Source organism: Pseudomonas aeruginosa, from assembly GCF_001457615.1.
Taxonomy (GTDB): Bacteria; Pseudomonadota; Gammaproteobacteria; order Pseudomonadales; family Pseudomonadaceae; genus Pseudomonas; species Pseudomonas aeruginosa.
The window spans coordinates 282,109-299,650 of record NZ_LN831024.1 but is presented as its reverse complement, the minus strand read 5'-3'; the positions used below and the strand labels follow the sequence as shown (position 1 = coordinate 299,650).

Annotated in this window: 13 protein-coding genes, 1 tRNA gene and 1 pseudogene; 7 read left to right on the top strand and 8 right to left on the bottom strand. The window is 60.5% G+C overall.

Annotation, left to right across the window (positions count from 1 at the left end):
- Positions 1 to 140 precede the first annotated feature (140 nt).
- On the top strand, positions 141 to 1,355 hold the full coding sequence (locus AT700_RS01330) for a CynX/NimT family MFS transporter (protein ID WP_048520705.1): 1,215 nt from the start codon (positions 141 to 143) through the stop codon (positions 1,353 to 1,355).
- 49 nt (positions 1,356 to 1,404) lie between these two features.
- Positions 1,405 to 2,337 carry a LysR family transcriptional regulator gene (locus AT700_RS01325; RefSeq protein WP_048520704.1) on the top strand — a complete coding sequence of 311 codons (933 nt, stop codon included), beginning with the start codon at positions 1,405 to 1,407 and terminating at the stop codon, positions 2,335 to 2,337.
- Here the strand turns inward: AT700_RS01325 and AT700_RS01320 are convergent.
- Genes AT700_RS01320 through AT700_RS01310 form a run of 3 tightly spaced genes read right to left on the bottom strand, consistent with a single transcriptional unit; the run spans position 2,334 to position 3,508 of the window.
- Positions 2,334 to 2,618, bottom strand: coding sequence for an antibiotic biosynthesis monooxygenase family protein (locus AT700_RS01320; RefSeq protein ID WP_003106257.1), 285 nt, complete (start codon positions 2,616 to 2,618; stop codon positions 2,334 to 2,336). The genes AT700_RS01325 and AT700_RS01320 overlap by 4 nt on opposite strands.
- A gap of 33 nt (positions 2,619 to 2,651) precedes the next feature.
- A complete protein-coding gene (locus tag AT700_RS01315) occupies positions 2,652 to 3,059 on the bottom strand; it encodes a cupin domain-containing protein (RefSeq protein ID WP_003118713.1) in 408 nt (135 codons plus the stop codon).
- An 11-nt stretch (positions 3,060 to 3,070) separates the two neighbouring features.
- Entirely contained in the window at positions 3,071 to 3,508 is a 438-nt protein-coding gene (locus tag AT700_RS01310; RefSeq protein WP_003106260.1) for a carboxymuconolactone decarboxylase family protein, read from the bottom strand.
- A 126-nt stretch (positions 3,509 to 3,634) separates the two neighbouring features.
- Between AT700_RS01310 and AT700_RS01305 the strand changes: the two genes are divergently transcribed.
- The gene (locus AT700_RS01305) at positions 3,635 to 5,056 is read left to right on the top strand and encodes a PLP-dependent aminotransferase family protein (protein ID WP_034038192.1); all 1,422 of its coding nucleotides are present in this window, start codon (positions 3,635 to 3,637) and stop codon (positions 5,054 to 5,056) included.
- 170 nt (positions 5,057 to 5,226) lie between these two features.
- Here AT700_RS01305 and AT700_RS01300 read toward each other — a convergent pair whose 3' ends face one another.
- From AT700_RS01300 to gabD, 3 genes are all read right to left on the bottom strand, one after another.
- Complete coding sequence (locus AT700_RS01300; RefSeq protein WP_003084206.1) at positions 5,227 to 6,426, bottom strand: HDOD domain-containing protein; 1,200 nt, start codon at positions 6,424 to 6,426, stop codon at positions 5,227 to 5,229.
- Positions 6,427 to 6,750: 324 nt separating this feature from the next.
- Positions 6,751 to 8,031 (bottom strand): 4-aminobutyrate--2-oxoglutarate transaminase, encoded by a 1,281-nt coding sequence (gene gabT / locus AT700_RS01295; RefSeq protein WP_003106268.1) that lies wholly within the window; start codon positions 8,029 to 8,031, stop codon positions 6,751 to 6,753.
- Positions 8,032 to 8,275: 244 nt separating this feature from the next.
- Positions 8,276 to 9,727, bottom strand: a complete 1,452-nt coding sequence (gabD, locus tag AT700_RS01290) for an NADP-dependent succinate-semialdehyde dehydrogenase (RefSeq protein ID WP_003084198.1) — start codon at positions 9,725 to 9,727, stop codon at positions 8,276 to 8,278.
- Between the two features lie 629 nt (positions 9,728 to 10,356).
- On the opposite strand from gabD, the gene AT700_RS01280 reads away from it, so the two are divergent.
- Both AT700_RS01280 and AT700_RS30090 read left to right on the top strand, forming a co-directional pair.
- Positions 10,357 to 10,433: transfer RNA gene (locus tag AT700_RS01280), tRNA-Arg, on the top strand.
- A gap of 660 nt (positions 10,434 to 11,093) precedes the next feature.
- Entirely contained in the window at positions 11,094 to 13,829 is a 2,736-nt protein-coding gene (locus AT700_RS30090) for a hypothetical protein (protein ID WP_139373599.1), read from the top strand.
- A 101-nt stretch (positions 13,830 to 13,930) separates the two neighbouring features.
- Here AT700_RS30090 and AT700_RS01275 read toward each other — a convergent pair whose 3' ends face one another.
- Positions 13,931 to 15,076, bottom strand: coding sequence for an IS3 family transposase (locus tag AT700_RS01275; protein WP_079454999.1), 1,146 nt, complete (start codon positions 15,074 to 15,076; stop codon positions 13,931 to 13,933).
- A 68-nt stretch (positions 15,077 to 15,144) separates the two neighbouring features.
- Positions 15,145 to 15,216 (bottom strand): annotated as a pseudogene (locus AT700_RS30085) (transposase); the annotation flags it as partial.
- A gap of 522 nt (positions 15,217 to 15,738) precedes the next feature.
- On the opposite strand from AT700_RS30085, the gene paeM reads away from it, so the two are divergent.
- Positions 15,739 to 16,608: a lipid II-degrading bacteriocin PaeM gene (gene paeM / locus AT700_RS29040; protein ID WP_078801586.1), complete on the top strand. Its 870-nt coding sequence runs from the start codon at positions 15,739 to 15,741 to the stop codon at positions 16,606 to 16,608.
- Positions 16,609 to 16,663: 55 nt separating this feature from the next.
- Entirely contained in the window at positions 16,664 to 17,092 is a 429-nt protein-coding gene (locus AT700_RS30080; protein WP_139373601.1) for a hypothetical protein, read from the top strand.
- Positions 17,093 to 17,542: the final 450 nt, after the last annotated feature.

The following is a 17,542-nucleotide window of genomic DNA, read 5'->3' as shown; positions in this document are numbered from 1 at the left end:
ATAACCTCGCGACTCGCCACGTTGCGCCAGCGTCCGCCCCGACTCCCTGGCCAGCGCATTTTTTCGAATCCGCCCTGCGGATTTTGATTTGCCGCCACGCCCTGGCGCAGGCGCAATGGTGCTCCCGAAAGGAGATCGCCATGCCCACTGCCAACCCACCCTGCCGCACCCTCTGGCTGATGGCCGCCATCGTCCTGGTCGGCCTCAACCTGCGGCCCTCCATGGCCGCCGTCGGCCCACTGCTGAACGCCATGCGCGGCGAGATCGCGCTCAGCTTCGGCGACGTCTCGCTGCTGACCGCCCTGCCGGTGCTGACCCTCGGCCTCGGCATGTTCTTCGGCCTGGGCATCGCCCGCCGCGTCGGCGAGTGGCGTTCGGTGGCCCTCGCCCTGCTGCTGATCGGCGCCGCCAGCGCCCTGCGCCTGGGCAGCCGAGGCCTGCCCGACCTGCTCGGCAGCGCCATGCTCGCCGGTCTCGGCATCGCCCTGATCCAGGCGCTGATGCCGGCCCTGATCAAGGCCCGTTTCGGCGCGCGCACGCCGCTCTGCATGGGGCTCTACGTCACCGCCATCATGGCTGGCGCGGCGCTGTCCGCCAGCGCCGCGCCGACCCTGGCGGAGCACGCCGGCTGGCGGCTCGGCCTCGGTGCCTGGGCGGCGCTCGCCGCGCTCGCGCTGCTGGCCTGGTGGCTGCAACCCGGCACCCGCCTGCGCCTGCCTGACGCGCAGCCGGGCAGGAGCCTCCTGCGCTATCCGCGGACCTGGCTGCTGGTCCTGTTCTTCGGCCTCGGCACGGCCTGCTACACCTGCGTGCTGGCCTGGCTCGCGCCCTATTACCTGGAGCAGGGCTGGAGCGCCCAGGAATCCGGGCTGCTGCTCGGTTTCCTGACGGCCATGGAGGTGCTCTCCGGGTTGCTCGCGCCGGCCCTGGCCAGCCGCTCGCGGGATCGCCGCCCGGTGCTGGTCGGGCTAACGGCGCTGATGCTGGCCGGCTTCCTCGGCCTCGCCTGGGCGCCGGCCAGCCTGCCGCTGCTCTGGGCGCTGTGTCTCGGACTGGGCATCGGCGGGCTGTTCCCCATGGGCTTGATCGTCTGCCTCGACCACTTCGACGCGCCGCAACGCGCCGGTCAACTGGCTGCCCTGGTACAAGGCGCCGGCTACCTGATCGCCGGGGTCTCGCCATGGATCGCCGGGCTGCTGCGCGACAGCCTCGGCAGCTTCACCGGCGCCTGGCTCGGGCTGGCCACGGTGGCGGCGCTGCTGCTGGGACTGGGCCTGCGCTTCGACCCGCGGCGCTATGCGGCACTGTTCGCCGAGCGGCAGGCGCGAGGCGTCGGCGCCGAAAGCTTGCGCTGAGGAAAGGGACGGGTTCTGATGGCGCTCCCGACGCCGTCAGGACGCCCCGATGCTGATCGCCAACGGCCTGCGCAAGGTCGACATGCAGGACCTGCTGGTCTTCCTCCAGGTCCACCAACGACAGAACCTCGTCGAGGTCGCCGAACTCCTGAACCTCAGTCCGTCGACGGTCAGCTACTGCCTGAAGAAGCTGCGCCAGGCCTTCGACGACGAGCTGTTCATCGCCACCCGCGGCGGCATGCAGCCGACCCACAAGAGTCGCGCCATGCTGCCCCACGTGGAGGAAATGCTCGCCCGCATCAACGCCTGTCACGCCGCCCAGGGTAGCTTCGACCCGCGTGGCGAGCCGCGGACCTTTACCCTCTGCGCGCCGGAATACGTCGAGCTGCTGATCCTTCCGGCACTCCTGCGACGGCTCGCCGCCAACGGCCCGAGGATCGGCCTGGACATCCGCCGCCTGGGTCCCGAACTGCCCACCGAAGCATTGCTCGACGGCCAGGTCGACCTGGTCTTCGACTTCGGTCCCGAGTACCACCGACCGGCACCGGAGCTACAGGCGCTCGCCCTGTTCAGCGACGAGCTGCTCTGCGTACAGGATCGTGCCCAGCCGCGCCACGAGCGCCTGGAACTGGACGAGTTCTGCAGGCGCCGCTTCGTCTTCCCGACCCCGCTCGACGCCAGCAACGCCAACCTGGTGGACACGTGGCTGCGACGCCAGGGCCGCAGCCGCGAGGTCGCCGCGCGCGCCAACAGCTACGTCGCCGCCCTGCAACTGCTGTCGGGCAGCGACTTCGTGCTGATGCTGCCACGGCGTATCCATGCACTGCTCGACGATGGCCGCCATCACGCCTGCCTCGCACCGCCCGGGCTGCCGCCGTTCGCCCTGCACCTGTCATGGAGCCGCGCCGCCGACCAGGACCCGGCGAACCTCTGGCTGCGCGAGCAGGTACTGATCGTCTGCGCCGAGCTGGGTTTGCTCTAGCCTGCGTCATCCTGCACTTCGAGGCTCGCCGCCAGGGAGCGCCAGAGCACTTCGGCGAATACCTGCTGGATGCCGCCGGCCAGGTAGTCGAACATCTGCTGCGCTTCCCGCCACTGGCTGCACACCAGCCAGAGATCCGGCTCGAGGGCGTCCCTGCGCACCTGGTACTCCAGGCAACCCGGCGCCTCCAGCCCCGGTTCGACCAGTTGTTGCAGGCGCAGGCCAAGCCGTTCCGACTGACCATTGCGCGCGCGAATACGGATGACCTGGCTGGCGCTCATGACGGACGCTCCTCCGGGCGAACGAGCGACGCCTCAGTGGGCGCCGCGCTCCAGTGGCTTGAGGATCGGGTCGCCCTCCTTGAGCAACTCCCAGACCAGCAACTTGGCCGGCTTCATCGGATCGGGATTGCGTGCCAGCAGGTGCGGCACGTTCGCCGGCTCGTACCAGCTCTGGCCCACCGTGTAGGTCTCCACCGGGCCGCCTTCCAGTTGCGTCTGCACGGTGCCTTCGAGCACGTAGACGAACACCGAGCCGGGATGCACATGGGGCGCGGAGACCTGGCCGGGCTTGAACGACACCGTCAGCATCAACCCACGATGGCCGGGAATCTCGGCCAGGGCCTGGTCGTGCAGGGTTTCCACCTTCTCCGCAACATGGGCGCTGGCCAGCGTCGGCAGCGCGGCGAGCAGCAGGCAGGCGATCGATCGATTGGCCTTCATCGCCGTCCACCTCATTCCGGTTGCATGCCCATGCCGACGCCGAAGCGGTTCCAGGCGTTGATGGCCGAGACCGCCAGGGTCAGTTCGGCGATCTCCTTGTCGTCGAAGTGCTCGCGCAGTTCGTCGAGCAGGCCGTGCGGCAACGCCCCCTGGCTGAGGCGGGCGAGTTGCTCGGTCCAGGCCAGGGCAGCGCGCTCGCGTGGGGTGAAGTAGGGGGTTTCCTGCCAGACGCAGAGCGCTTGCAGACGCTGCTCGGTCTCGCCGGCCTTGCGCGCGTCGTTGGCATGCATGTTCACGCAGTAGGCGCAACCGTTGATCTGCGAAGTGCGCAGGTAGACCAGTTCGATCAACGGGCGCTCCAGGCCGGCCTTGGCCAGGGCCTTTTCCAGGCCGAGCATGGCGGCATAGGCGTCGGGGGAGGCTTTGGCCCATTCGAGGCGGGTGGTCATGGCGAATCTCCTTGGCTGATTGGCAGCCGCGAGAGTGGAAAGCGGCGCGGCATGGGGTAACACTAAGCCTGCCTTTGGCTTCCACGAAGAGCCAATTACCAGAAATACCAGGTAGCCAATTTCGCCATGGAACTGCAACTGATCCTCGACGGCCGCCACGACCTGGTCGGCCAGCTCTATCGCCAGCTGCGCGACGCGATCCTCCATGGTCGCCTGGCCACCGGCGATCGCCTGCCAGCCACGCGCTACCTCGCCGAACGCCTGGAAGTGTCGCGCAAGACCGTCAGCGAAGCCTACGAGCGCCTCGCCAGCGAGGGCTTCCTCGAAGGACGGGTCGGCAGCGGCACCTTCGTCGCCCGCGGGCCCGCCGGGGAAGCGCCGCTGCAGCGCGCCGACGGTCCGTTGCGGCCGGCCGCGCGCTGGGCACGCATCGAACCGCAGTCCGGTCTGATGGACCAGCGAGCACCGCTCCGCTACAGCTTCGCCGGCGGCACGACCGACAAGCGCCGCTTTCCCTTCGATACCTGGCGTACCTGCGTGCTCCAGGCGCTACGCCTGCAACAGCGCTCGCCGGCGTTCTACAAGGAAACCGAAGGCGACCCCGAGCTGCGCCTGGCGATCTCCCGCTACCTGGCGATCAACCGCGCCGTGCAGTGCGACTGGAACGCCCTGATGGTCACCCAGGGCGCCCAGCAGGGACTCGACCTGCTGGCCCGGGTGATGCTCGACCCCGGCGACCTGGCGGTGGTCGAGGAACCCGGTTATCCGCCGGCCCGCGCCAGCCTGCTGGCCACCGGCGCCGAGGTGCGCGGAGTGCCGGTGGACGCCGAGGGGCTGCGCGTCGACCTGCTGCCGGACAACGCCAAGCTGGTCTACGTCACCCCGTCGCACCAGTTCCCGCTGGGCATGCCGATGAGCCTGGAGCGGCGCCTGCAGTTGCTGGACTGGGCGCAGCGCCACCGGGCGCTGATCATCGAGGACGACTACGACAGCGAGTACCGCTTCGACGGGCGTTCGCTGGAGTCGCTGCGCAGCCTCGACCGGAACGGCCAGGTGGCCTACCTCGGGACCTTTTCCAAGACCCTCTTCCCCGAGCTGCGCCTCGGCTACCTGCTGCCGCCGGCAAGCCTGCGCGAAGCGGTGCTGGCGGCGCGCAAGCTGGTCGACCGGCACAGCGAGACCTTGCAGCAGCGCGCCCTCGCGCTGTTCATCCAGCGCGGCGACTTCGCCCGCCATACGCGCCGCCTGCAACGCGAATACGCCCAGCGTCGCGGGCGCCTGCTGGAACGCCTGCACGGCGACCTGAGCCCCTGGCTCGAAGCGCTGCCGGCGGTGGCCGGGATCCACCTCGCGGCGCGCTGTCGCGAACCGCTGGATGTGCTGCGCATCGCCCGTCATTTGCGCCAGCAAGGCCTGGAGGTCGGCACCCTGCCGCCCTTCTACGCGGAAACCCCGGCACAGGCCGGCTTCCTCTTCGGCTTCGGCTGCATCGAACGGGACGACATCGACCCGGCGTTGGACCTGTTGCGCGCCGAGCTGCGGCGCTAGGCGCGCTTCCGCCCATCCACGGCCGGCAACTCGGCGGCGCGCAGGTAGGTGCCGATCTCCCCGGCCAGAGGCTCGATTGCAACCGCGCCCCATGCCCAGCGGCGCATGACGCGTCGCGTTATCCGCCCTACGGGAGGCGCCGCCCCTTGCAAAAGCCCGGCGAGGACGGCTCAGGGCTGCAGCAGTTTCGCCAGTCGTTCGCCGTCCAGGCCGAGCATGCGGGCAGCCTTGCTCTCGGCCAGTTGCTCCGCGTCGTCCTCGGGCAGGCTGGCGGCCTGGGTCGCCAGGCTGAGGATCAGCTCTTCGCGGGAAAGCACGCCACCGAACTGGTACGCCGCAGCGATCAGCCGGCGCAGCTCCAGCGGCAGCCGCCAACGCGCCCGCAGGGCCGAGCCGAAGCTGGCGCCGAAACGCCCCAGCAGCTCGTCGAGGCGCGCCTCGTCCAGCGCGCCGCCGCCATCGCACCAATCCTGCAATGTCCGCAGCAGCGCCAGGTCGCCCAGGCGATGCAGCAGCCCTGCGGTATAGCAGCGCTCGACGTCCGCGCCGAGGGCGTCGGCCAGTTCCCAGGCGATGTCCGCGCAACGTTGCGAAAGATCCCAGAAGTGCATGGCGCGCTCGGCCAGCAGCGGCTCGCCGAGCTGGATGGCCCGCTGCAGGCTGAAACCGAGCACCAGGTTCAGGCTGTGCCCGAGTCCCAGCCGCCGCAGGGCCTGGCCCAGGGTCTGGCAGGCCGGACCGACGTGCCGGGCGGCGCTGTTGGCGGCGGCGATCAGGCCAGCGGTGATCTGCGGATCGCGGCCGAACTCATCCTCCAGCACGCGCAGCGGATGCTCCTCGGCGCTCAGGCAACGATCGCTGGCGGCACGCACGTCGGCCAGCAACGGCGCCCCCTCCGCGGAGTCGCGCGCGCGTTCGAGGAAAGCCTCCAGGTTCTCGCCCGCGTCCCGCTCCGGCAGCGGACAGGCGACCACTTCGTCGCCCTTCAGCAACAACCCTCGCAGGCGTTGCATCAGGTTCTCGGCCTGGAACGGCTTCACCAGGTAGGCGGTCGGCGCCAGTGCCACGGCGGCGCGCACGCTGGCCTGGTCGGCGCGGTCGCTGATCAGGATGAACGGCTGCTCGGCGACCGAGCGGCGCAGGCGCGCTTCGCGCAGCAGCTCGAAGCCATCCACTTGCGGCAGGTTCAGCTCGGCCAGGATCAACGCGAAGCGCCGGCGCCGGCAATGCGCCAGCGCTTCCCCGCCATCGCCGCAGAGGACCAGCCGCGCATCGCAACGCACGCCGAGGACCAGTTGGCCAAGCAGGTCGCGACTCCAGGGGTCCGGATCGGCAATCAGGATGACGGGGGCCTTTTTCGCGGCACTCATGGCTTTCCTCTTCGAACCTGGCGAACCGAGCGGGACGCACCAGGCATGACAGGCGGGCACGACACGGCCCGCGGGCACACAAGGGTATGACGGGCGAACACGGTGCGCCTCTAGGACCTGTCCTAATCGCCTCGAACGGTACGACCGGAGGAATGCGGGAGGATTCGTATGCGCCAGGCGCCCAAGGGTAATAGGGGAAAACCGTTCGTCGGGCGTTTCGCGGAAAACCCTGGCAGAAAAAAGAGGCTTCCGTTTCCGTGAAGCCTCTGAAAGAAAGGCCCGCGCGGACGCGCGGGCCTCGGGGTATCGCTTTGCCGGTGAAGCTTAAGCGAGTTCGTCGAAGCACTCGGCCAGGATGGCCAGGCCCTTCTCCAGTTGCGCGTCGGGGATGGTGACGGGCATGAGGAAGCGGATGACGTTGTAGTAGGTGCCGCAGGAGAGCAGGATCAGGCCCTTCTCGCGCGCACGGACGACGATCTTGCTGACCAGCTCGGCGGCCGGCTTGTGGGTATCGCCGCCCTCGAACAGCTCGATGGCCACCATCGAACCCAGGCCACGAACGTCGCCGATCACCTTGTGCTTGGCCTGGATCTCGCGCAGGCCGGCCTTGAGGCGCTCGCCGACGGCTTGCGAACGTTCCAGCAGCTTCTCTTCCTCGAACACCTTCAGCACGGCCAGTGCCGCGGCGCAGGCGATCGGGCTGCCGGCATAGGTGCCGCCCAGGCCGCCGGGCGCGATGGCGTCCATGATCTCGGCCTTGCCGGCCACGCCGGAGATCGGGAAGCCGCCGCCGACCGACTTGGCGAAGGTGGTCAGGTCAGGAACGATGCCCAGTTGCTCGGTAGCGAAGAAGGTGCCGGTACGGCCGGCGCCGGTCTGCACTTCGTCGGCGATCAGCAGGATGCCGTGCTGGTCGCACAGGGCGCGCAGGCGCTGCATGAAGGACTTGGAGTTGACGTAGAAGCCACCCTCGCCCTGCACCGGCTCGATGATGATCGCGGCGATGTCCTGGGGCTGGGCATCGTTCTTGAAGATGCGCTCGATGCTGGCGATGGAGTCGTCCTCGCTCACGCCGTGCAGCTCGCAGGGCGCCAGGGCGCGGAAGATGCCGCCCGGCATCAGGCCCATGCCGGCGGAGTACGGGACCACCTTGCCGGTCAGGCCCAGGGTCATCATGGTGCGGCCGTGGTAGGCGCCGGTGAAGGCGATCACGCCAGCGCGGCCGGTGGCGGCGCGGGCGATCTTGACGGCGTTCTCCACGGCTTCGGAGCCGGAGGTGACCAGCAGGGTCTTCTTCGGGAAGTCGCCCGGCACACGCTTGGCGATTTCCTCGGCCAGCTCGATGTAGGGTTCGTAGGCCAGCACCTGGAAGCAGGTGTGGGACAGCTTGCCCAGTTGCTCCTGGACCGCGGCGATCACCTTCGGATGCAGGTGGCCGGTGTTCAGCACGGCGATGCCGCCGGCGAAGTCGATGTACTCGCGGCCTTCCACGTCCCAGACGGTGGAGTTCTCGGCGCGCTCGGCGACGACCGGGTGGATCTGGCCCACGCCGCGGGGTACCGCGGCCTGGCGACGCTTCAGCAGGGATTCGTTGGTCTTGCTCATGGCTTCCTCAGTGGCCGCTCATCGGGTCGGCCGGGTCAAAGGATGAAGGCGGGAAGGAAGCTCCCCAAGGCAGCATGCGATGATCGACTGCCTCGGGACTTGCAGGCCCGCCAGGGCTCGGAGCCGCTTCGCGATCGGCGACCGCGACTCCCGGTTCGTCCGGTGCCACCACCGGCAACGTCGACACCGGACGGCGCAGCTCTTGCCTGCCGTCCGGCCCCTCCGGATGCGTTTCTCGCCGGACTCAGATACCGCCCAGGCAGAGGTACTTGATCTCGAGGTAGTCCTCGATCCCGTACTTGGAGCCTTCGCGGCCCAGGCCCGAGGCCTTGATGCCGCCGAACGGCGCCACTTCGTTGGAGATCAGGCCGGTGTTGATGCCGACCATGCCGTACTCCAGTTGCTCGGCGACGCGGAACACGCGGGCCAGGTCGCGGGCGTAGAAGTAGGACGCCAGGCCGAACTCGGTATCGTTGGACATGGCGATGACCTCGGCCTCGTCCTTGAAGCGGAACACCGGCGCCAGCGGGCCGAAGGTCTCGTCCTTGGACACCAGGGCGTTCTTCGGCACGTCGACCAGGATGGTCGGCTCGAAGAAGGTGCCGCCGAGGGCGTGCGGCTTGCCGCCGGAAACCACCTTGGCGCCCTTGGAGACCGCGTCGGCGATGTGTTCCTCGACCTTGGTCACGGCCTTGGCGTCGATCAGCGGACCGGTGGTCACGCCGGCTTCCAGGCCGTTGCCGATGTTCAGCTTGGCCACGGCGGCCTTCAGCTTGTCGACGAAGGCGTCGTACACGCCGTCCTGCACGTACAGGCGGTTGGCGCAGACGCAGGTCTGGCCGTTGTTGCGGTACTTGGAAATCAGCGCGCCCTCGACGGCGGCGTCCAGGTCGGCGTCGTCGAACACGATGAACGGCGCGTTGCCACCCAGCTCCAGGGACACCTTCTTGATGTCCTGGGCGCACTCGGCCATCAGTTGGCGGCCGATTTCGGTGGAACCGGTGAAGGTCAGCTTGCGCACGATCGGGTTGCTGGTCAGCTCGCCGCCGACTTCGCCGGCGCTACCGGTGACCACGCTGAACACGCCCTTCGGAATGCCGGCGCGCTCTGCCAGCTCGGCCAGGGCCAGGGCGGAATACGGGGTCTGCGAAGCAGGCTTGAGCACCATGGTGCAGCCGGCGGCCAGGGCCGGGCCGGCCTTGCGGGTGATCATCGCCGAGGGGAAGTTCCACGGCGTGATGGCCGCGGTCACACCGATCGGCTGCTTGATCACGATGATGCGCTTGTCCGGCTGGTGGCCGGGAATGGTGTCGCCGTAGATGCGCTTGGCTTCTTCGCCGAACCATTCGAGGAAGGAGGCGGCGTAGGCGATCTCGCCCTTGGCCTCGGCCAGCGGCTTGCCCTGCTCGATGGTCATCAGGCGGGCCAGGTCGTCCTGGTTCTCGATCATCAGGTCGAACCAGCGGCGCAGCTTGTTGGCGCGCTCCTTGGCGGTCAGCGCGCGCCAGGCCGGCAGGGCCTTGTCGGCAGCCTCGATGGCGCGGCGGGTCTCGGCGGCGCCCATCTTCGGCACGCTGCCGATGATCTCGCCGGTGGCCGGGTTGTTCACCTTGATGGTCTGGCCGTTGTCGGCATCCACCCAGGCGCCATCGACGTAGGCTTGTTGACGGAACAGCTTGGCATCTTTGAGTTGCATGACCTGTCTCCTTCGAGGAATGCCGTGAGCAGCGGGTCTACCTCGACTACCCCGCGTGCCTGGTTGTCTGGTTCGGTTGTAACCGGAAAGTGTTGCCTGCTGGTTATTCGAAAGGGCCAGCGCCCCGGTGTTCCATTTCCTGCGCCCTGTGCCAGCGGCGTCGCCGTTACCGGCCGGCCACCGTGCGCAACGGGCGGACGCGGACGAACGCGACCGCCGACAGGCGTCGGGGAGGATACGAAAGACTCGTGCGGGAAAGGGATTGCGGACGAAACGCCACGCCGGCACCACGGCGGCCCGGCAGCGCGAAAGGCCGGACGAGCGACGGGCAGGTCAGAAAGAGGTCATTCCAGGGGCACGCGGCCGGCTGAACTGATGCCAATTCCCCGGTCTCCTGTTGTTGTGGCTTTGGGGGCGTTTGAAATCTCAAACGAATCCTAGGGCCACCACTGACAAAGGGCAATACCCCGTTCGATAAAATCAACGAAAGTCGGAATATTCTGCTGCTTTTCTGAGCACATCCTCGACGGACGGTCGTTTCCGTTCGAAATCACGAACGTACGCACATGGAATGGACTCCCGCCGACGAGATGCGTATGATTGCGGCCTGCCGCGCGAGCCGCGGCGCTGCATCCGTAGCTCAGCTGGATAGAGTACTGCCCTCCGAAGGCAGGGGTCGTGGGTTCGAATCCCGCCGGATGCGCCAGATTTCATGCGGCTTTGGTGAGAAATCGCCTAGCGAAGCCCAAGCTCGTGACAGCAGGATGACAGCACCAGCGAGACCAGGGCTTGTAGCTGTCTCACTCGCAAGGTGGCCTAGATGGCGATCATGTATAGCTTGCGCGCAAGAGAAATGACACCGAAGAGGTTCATATCTTCTTGACCGATCCTAGACCGGACGGCAAGTGCGCGTCACGACAGAACTCAATTTGCCGCAAAGCCCCCCCGAGCCGAGACGACCGTCACGAAATCCTGCCTAACTGAACAAGAGGCAAGGTTGGCCAGTGCCAAAATTGGCCGAAAAGTCTGCGGGACCTACGTTAGCCATCTCTATGAGACCTACTGAGCCTTTACGCTGACTGGCAAGATATGCCAACAGTGCCGCTTAGCAGGATCAATTCCTCCTTCCCCTTCCAATCCCCCGCCTTCTGAATTACCTCATTCCTAAGCACACACCAACCCACACCATCTATAAACCTGCCGCACCTTACGCCTTCCGATGAATCAAAGGTGCACGCCCACGCTCCTTGCGGTTGGCCAACATGTTATGGCTACATAACATCAGGCCTTCTTCTAGGCTGTGCCTCGCCTAGAACGAGTGGCCCTTGAGTCAAGCCGGCTTAACACAGCAGGGAGCATGCTTATTATGGCAGAGTCGCAAACAAAAAATCTTTGGATTACAAGTATCCAGCCATATTCGGTTGGCGAAGAAAGCTACATCCCCACTGCAATTTTCTATGAAAGCCCAGAAGTTCACCATATAGGCAACTCCGCCTTACAGAAAGGCGAAGGACTTATAATCAATGACAATTTCAAAATAAACCTAGGAGAACATACTCCAGGCACATTAAAAGGAAAATTAGCCCCTTCAAATGATGGTGAAGATAGAAGCGCCTTTGACCTGTCACAGACCTTCATGAACTCAATTCTAAAAGATCTAGAAGAAGAAATAAAAAATGAAACTTCCGCGCAACATAAGATCCCAGCCAAAATACTTGTTGCCGAACCCCTAAGCTTCTCCAACAAGGAGGAGAAGCACACAAAAACTTGGATGCAGAACTATCGAGAAAACATTCGGCGCATACTGAATCGCTATGAGGAAGTAGATTTCCTCCCTGAACCTTTCGCAGTCTATCAATACTACCGCTACGGCCAGCGGATCCCGAATTTACAAGATAAAAGCAAGCACATAGCCCTTGTTCTTGATTTCGGAGGTGGAACATTTGACGCCTGCGTAATTGAATCAACTAGCCAAGGAGACATAAGTTTAACCGGGAAACACTCTAAACCATTGGCAGCTGACTCCTGCGCAGTAGGCGGATTTGAAATAAACTTCCATATAGCCGAGTACCTAATAAAAAGGAATCTAGAGGGAGGAAAGAGAAAAGAAGCCGACCAATGCATCAGCAGCTACAAAAGAGTAAAAAACGGAGAGCTAAACTATTCCGCACTCGGCGAAAAGAAAACCAAGTTCATAGAAAACTTCAAAATATTAGAACGAGAAGTCGAAAAATACAAAATCAATCTCACCTCAACAATAAAGAACTGGTCACTTAACAGTGAAGCCTACGAACGAACAGCTATCAAGACACCAATCAACCCATTTGACGATGCTACAAAATGGGTCGATGATGAATTCTTTGCGCACCAGTTTAGAAAAATATTTGAAAATGAAGTATGGGAAAATCATCTAAAGCGGACGATCGGGAGAGTATTCAGGACCGCTGAAGAGAAACTAAATGGCAAATCAATAACAGTAACACTAATATCCGGAGGTTCCTCCAACATTCGATGGTTAATGGAGTTTCTTGACCGTGACTTTTCTGACGAACTTGAAGGCGCAACTCCGGTTCCTATATCTCAGTCGTTCCAAGAGGTTGTAGCAAATGGATTAGCAATTGAATGCGCGAGAAGGTTCTATGAACAAGAAAGCGAATTTGTCTCTGTAACCTACAACCCGTTAAAGCTATCCCTGAAGCCAGACGAAGAAGAATCAGAACAGACTAGAAACTTCTCGTCCGTTGGCGAAAAGATAGATATGAATGGAGTCAAACCCGGAGACTTAATGCCCTCCGCGCAAGCCCTCCACAACTTTATAAACGAACACCTGCAATGGAAAATCCGCCTATCAAAGCCACCAAAAAGCAAACTAACATATGTATTCTCAAAGCCAAGCGACTCAGGACTAACTGAAGATAACGAAGTATACAATAGCGAAAATCAAGTTATTTACACCAGAGATAACAAGCAGTTTGACTCATACATAACAGTTGACTTGCTAATAAAGGAAGATGGAACCGTATATCCTTCTTTCATATATAAGATGCCTAACAAAGAAAATGGCGTAGAAGGAGCCACTGTCGAAGGCAGGCCATTCGCCATAGACATGACAACGGGCATTACAAGTACATCATCACCCAAGAACTATATTGGATTCGACTTTGGCACAAGCTGCTCCTCTCTGTGCCTTCTAACACAAGATCAAGTTAAGATCACTGCTGCACGCTCAAACGACCCCACGTGGACTAGCCTCAGTGACTCCATAAGCTATCTGCCATACCCTGTAGCCTATCCTCTGAGAAAGTATCTTGATGTGAAGAACACCACCACATCAGCTACGGTTGCACGTGAAGCATTTGAGGCCGCATTAGCATTCATGACCTATGTCACAGTGGCCGAGCTGTACTCCAATAAAAAAGCAGGAAGAATATTTAAAAACTTCCAACATCGCTCCATGGGGCCACTTAAGTCAGTACTAAAACAGTCAATAGAGGCCCTAGGTAACTCTGCAAAATTTTCAAAACCAATAAGGTCATTCCTAGAAAAGAACGACACCTTACTTGAAAGAGCGATATCTGAATTTAACAATCACAAGCACGAAAAGCTTGAGGATAATGCGTTCGACTACCATAGCCATCTTTCCTTAGTGATCAGCTGCTGCACAAAACTAATGCGAGGAAAGCTATTCGGCTACATGACAGACATGGAGCAAAAACCATTTGAAGATGACAAATTCACTGGAGTTTTCAAAGTCGCCCACGACGTCCCTCCGTTTACCAAATCACATGCCTTTGAAAGTAGCAAGCAGAAGCCAAGAACACTAGCAGTCCTAACTGAGACCGAAAGCGAATTTGCTCTTCCGCTATTCCCACTAATATTCTGGCTCGAAACGACTGACAGCGTGAGTGGAATGGAGTGCTTCTGGTACGACAAAACCACAGAAAACTCCGGTTCCCCCATAGTGAAACCGTGCAATAAGAAATCAGAGTTCTCTGCAACCGAACTTAACCCAAAACTAGGGGCAGCAATTACCTCATCGCTCAAGGAGGGCAGTAACTCTTTCTCAACTTTCAAAATCAATCTGGAGATTGAGAGCGAATAAAAATCCGAGCAGACAAAAGGCAAGCCAGAGAGATAGACTACGGGCTTGCCTTCTACTCTCCCAGCATAGTGTTGACCTGCCCCCAGTTTTAGTACCGCTGCCTAGTTAGCAGGCCCTGGGGTTGATATTAATTTTTCCTGCTTCAGCTGCTGCTGGCGAGTTCGCCAACTTGCAGCAAATTCTGCCGGGGTGAGATTGCCAATCGCGCTGTGCGGTCGGTGTTCGTTGTAATCCCGCCGCCAGGCCGCGATGCGGATTCTCGCTTCGGCCAGCGAACAGAACCAGTGCTCATTGAGGCATTCGTCCCGGAACTTACCGTTGAACGACTCGATGAAGGCATTCTGCGTGGGCTTACCAGGCTGAATCAGCTTCAGCTTGATGTCGCGCTGATAGGCCCATTGATCGAGTGCCTTGCCGGTGAGCTCGGGCCCTTGGTCGGTGCGGATCGCTTTCGGGTAGCCGCGAAACCGCGCCATCTCGTCCAGCGCCCGTGTGACGCGAAAGCCGCTGATACCGTGCTCCACCAGGATGCCGACCGACTCCTTGGTGAAGTCATCGACCACCGTCAGGCATTTGATCCGCCGCCCGGTGCTCAGTGCATCGAAGACGAAGTCCATCGACCAAACCTGGTTTGGTGCGCTCGGCAAACTCAGACGTTCGCGCTCCACCGCGACGCCATGGCGGCGCCGCCGCCGTTTCACCATCAAGCCGGCAGCGCGGTACAGGCGATAGATCCGCTTGTGGTTGACCTGCACGCCAGCACGCCGCAGCAGGATGTGCAGGCGGCGATAGCCAAAGCGTCGGCGCTCTTGGGCCAGTTCCACCAGTTGGGCTTGCAGCTCGGTGTTTTGCACACTGGCTCGCGGCTGGTAGCGCAACACCGAGCGGAACAGCCCGATCAACTGACAGGCACGACGCTCGGAGATGCCGGTTCGCGCCTGCATCTCCTGCACCGCCTCCCGCCGTGCTGTCGGGCTTACCCTTTTCCCCGGGCGACCACTTTTAGCGACTAGCGACTCGATGTCGAGGTGGGCCTCGGCGAGCAACTTCTTCAATCGGCTGTTTTCCAGTTCAAGATCCTTCAACCGTTTGGCGTCCGCCACGGTCATACCGCCAAACTTGGCCCGCCAGGTGTAGAACGAGGCATCACTGAAGCCGTGTCGGCGACACAGTTCCTTCACCGGCACACCGGCCTCCGCCTGCTTGAGGAGGTCGAGAGTCTGCTCTTCGGTAAAACGCTTTTTCACTGCCGTCTCCTGCTCGGAAAACGGACTCTACTAAGTTTGACGTGGTACTGAAATCGGGGTGCAGGTCAGAAGATCCCTACCACGTCGGTGCGTCGTTTGATCTCAGCGTTCGGCCTCTCCAGTGGGTTGGTGCTGTGGATTAGTAGACCACTACAAGTCGCAGCACTGCAAAGCGGCCTGAAGTAGAGCTAACTCCCCGTGTCGTTCAAGCTTTTGGCTTCCTGGCGATTTTCGCCAGGGGCTTGACACAGGCCATTTTTTGTTTGTGTGGCTCGCCAGCGTGACCGCCACCTCCGCTCATCGACCGCCTTGTTGGCCTGACCAGGATCTCGCTAGGGCGATGAGCAGGACGCCGGCACTGGCCGCCAGGCCGACTTGGTAGGCCTGTTCGCTCGACCAGCAATGTCTATCGTACCCAGGGGTAGTCCATCTCCATGAAAAGACCATATAAATCACACAATTCTTGAAAACAGGGCTATTAGAATGCTTGAGGATCAAGGGTCATCTGGTGCGTAGACTGTATATTGCCGTTCCTTGGGGGTGTATTTAAGTCTTTTGCCATTTTGAGATTGCCTAACCTACTCATAGCTAGTTATCTAGATCTCGTGGGCCTTCCCCCACAGTTCAGCCATTGGTTAAAAGCAAAAATCTAGGAGCTGTATATGGCAATGGATCTTGGTACCACAACAATATATGCTAGTCAGGGCAGTTTTGGCACCTACAACTATGGGAATAACGGCGCAAACTGGCCTGCACCCCATCCGGCACAAATTGGTTATATCTCTAAAGGCCAGCGGAACGTCGCTTATGTAAATGGCGACTGGGAGAAACCTCTGCTTTCTCTGTGGACTCAGTGGGCGAACTGGGGTACGACTCTTTATGGATACCCAAGCCTTCCTCAGCCCAATTTCGAGTTTATATGGGACATCTTTGACCTACCTCAGGCAGACTACAATCAGTATTCTCTAGGTGACGATAGGATCACTGCAATGAATCGCGCGCAGAATCACAACTATCGTGCTCCTGTAGGTGTCGATGAACCCAACTGGGATCGCCCAAAAATCGATACGTTCAATGGTGGGGTCTACACGCCCGCGGCAGCTTTTGCTCACTACCTGACGGGCAAAGGTAAGAAAATGAACTTCCCTATTGAACGTTTGAATATTAAACCTAATGTAAAGGCTATGCCTCAGTTCATTGGGATTCTGACGAGCAGTCCAATGGGGCAAACCACTGTGGATTTCAATGTGCCATACGCTACTGCTAAGGATAGTTGGGTGGCTGGAAACACGGTTGGAGAGATTACGCTCCGAGTGACAGGCACCCTTGTTAAGTCCACCTCAGGCCAATGGAGCTTCCGTGGAGAGATCCGTGCATATGATGATGTATATGACTTTAATCCTTCAAATCATCGAACCGAAACGGCTGAAGGGATGACTCGCTTAGGGCGTGAAGTGGGTCAGAAATTTAAAGACACTACTCCCTATCCCATTGGAATTCCGGGTACTATCCCTGTTAATATTTCTGGTTAAATTTAACAGAAGAGGCACCCCTCGTGGGTGCTTCTTACCATAAGAGGATGGTTTCATGAGAAAAGACATTCTTCTGATTTTTACATTTCTGCTGGTTATCCTGTGTGCGGCAATATCCTTTTCTGGATTCTCGGAAGGTAACGTCAACCCCGATGACACCACGGGTGTTCCCGTTGAATCTATGTTTGTTGGTTTTTTAACTTTGTTTGGTAGTATTTCTATGCTTGCGTTGGTTGTTGGCGTGTTGATTGGTAAACTTGTATTGAGGTTTGATGCGTTATTTTCTAGATATATATTTGCCGGCTTGTCTGCTGTGCTTACTATGCCAGCACTATTCTTGACGGCGGTAATTCTCTTCTTTTCTGTACTGTCGGTCTCTGAAAGCTCTTACGCTTGGCTTTCGGTCGCCTCGTGTACTGCCCATCTTCTATTACTGATTATTTTCTATAGGTCCAAGCTCTCAAGTGTCTATCTAGTAAAGTAGACGTAAAGCTGCGATACAAGCAAGAGAGATTGGTATGTATATTGCTCCCTGCGGGAGTTGCGCCGGTACAAAGCCTGGTTTTTGGCCCTGGGCCGTACAGAAATACCAGTCAGGCCAGGCTTCCGGCCCATCATATCGATAACATTTATCCGCCGACGCGAGTGACTAGCCAGCGTTCCTACGACTCGGTCATCCGGGTTATCCGAGTTCAATCTCCCCCTGATGGCCCCAGGTGGAGCAAAGTACCTTGGGGAGCGCCACCTCGCTGAGATCAGTTCCGGGATTGGTGTAGAACAACTGCTCAGAGCATGAAGCCTGGTTGACTCAAGCCCCCGCCTCATAACCCCAGCGGTGTTCATAACACTTGGTGTTTGGTCATTTTTCTGAAGTGTTATATCGCAGGAGCCCTCGTGATTACTGGGCTCCAGCGTTTTTCTAACACCTTGAACA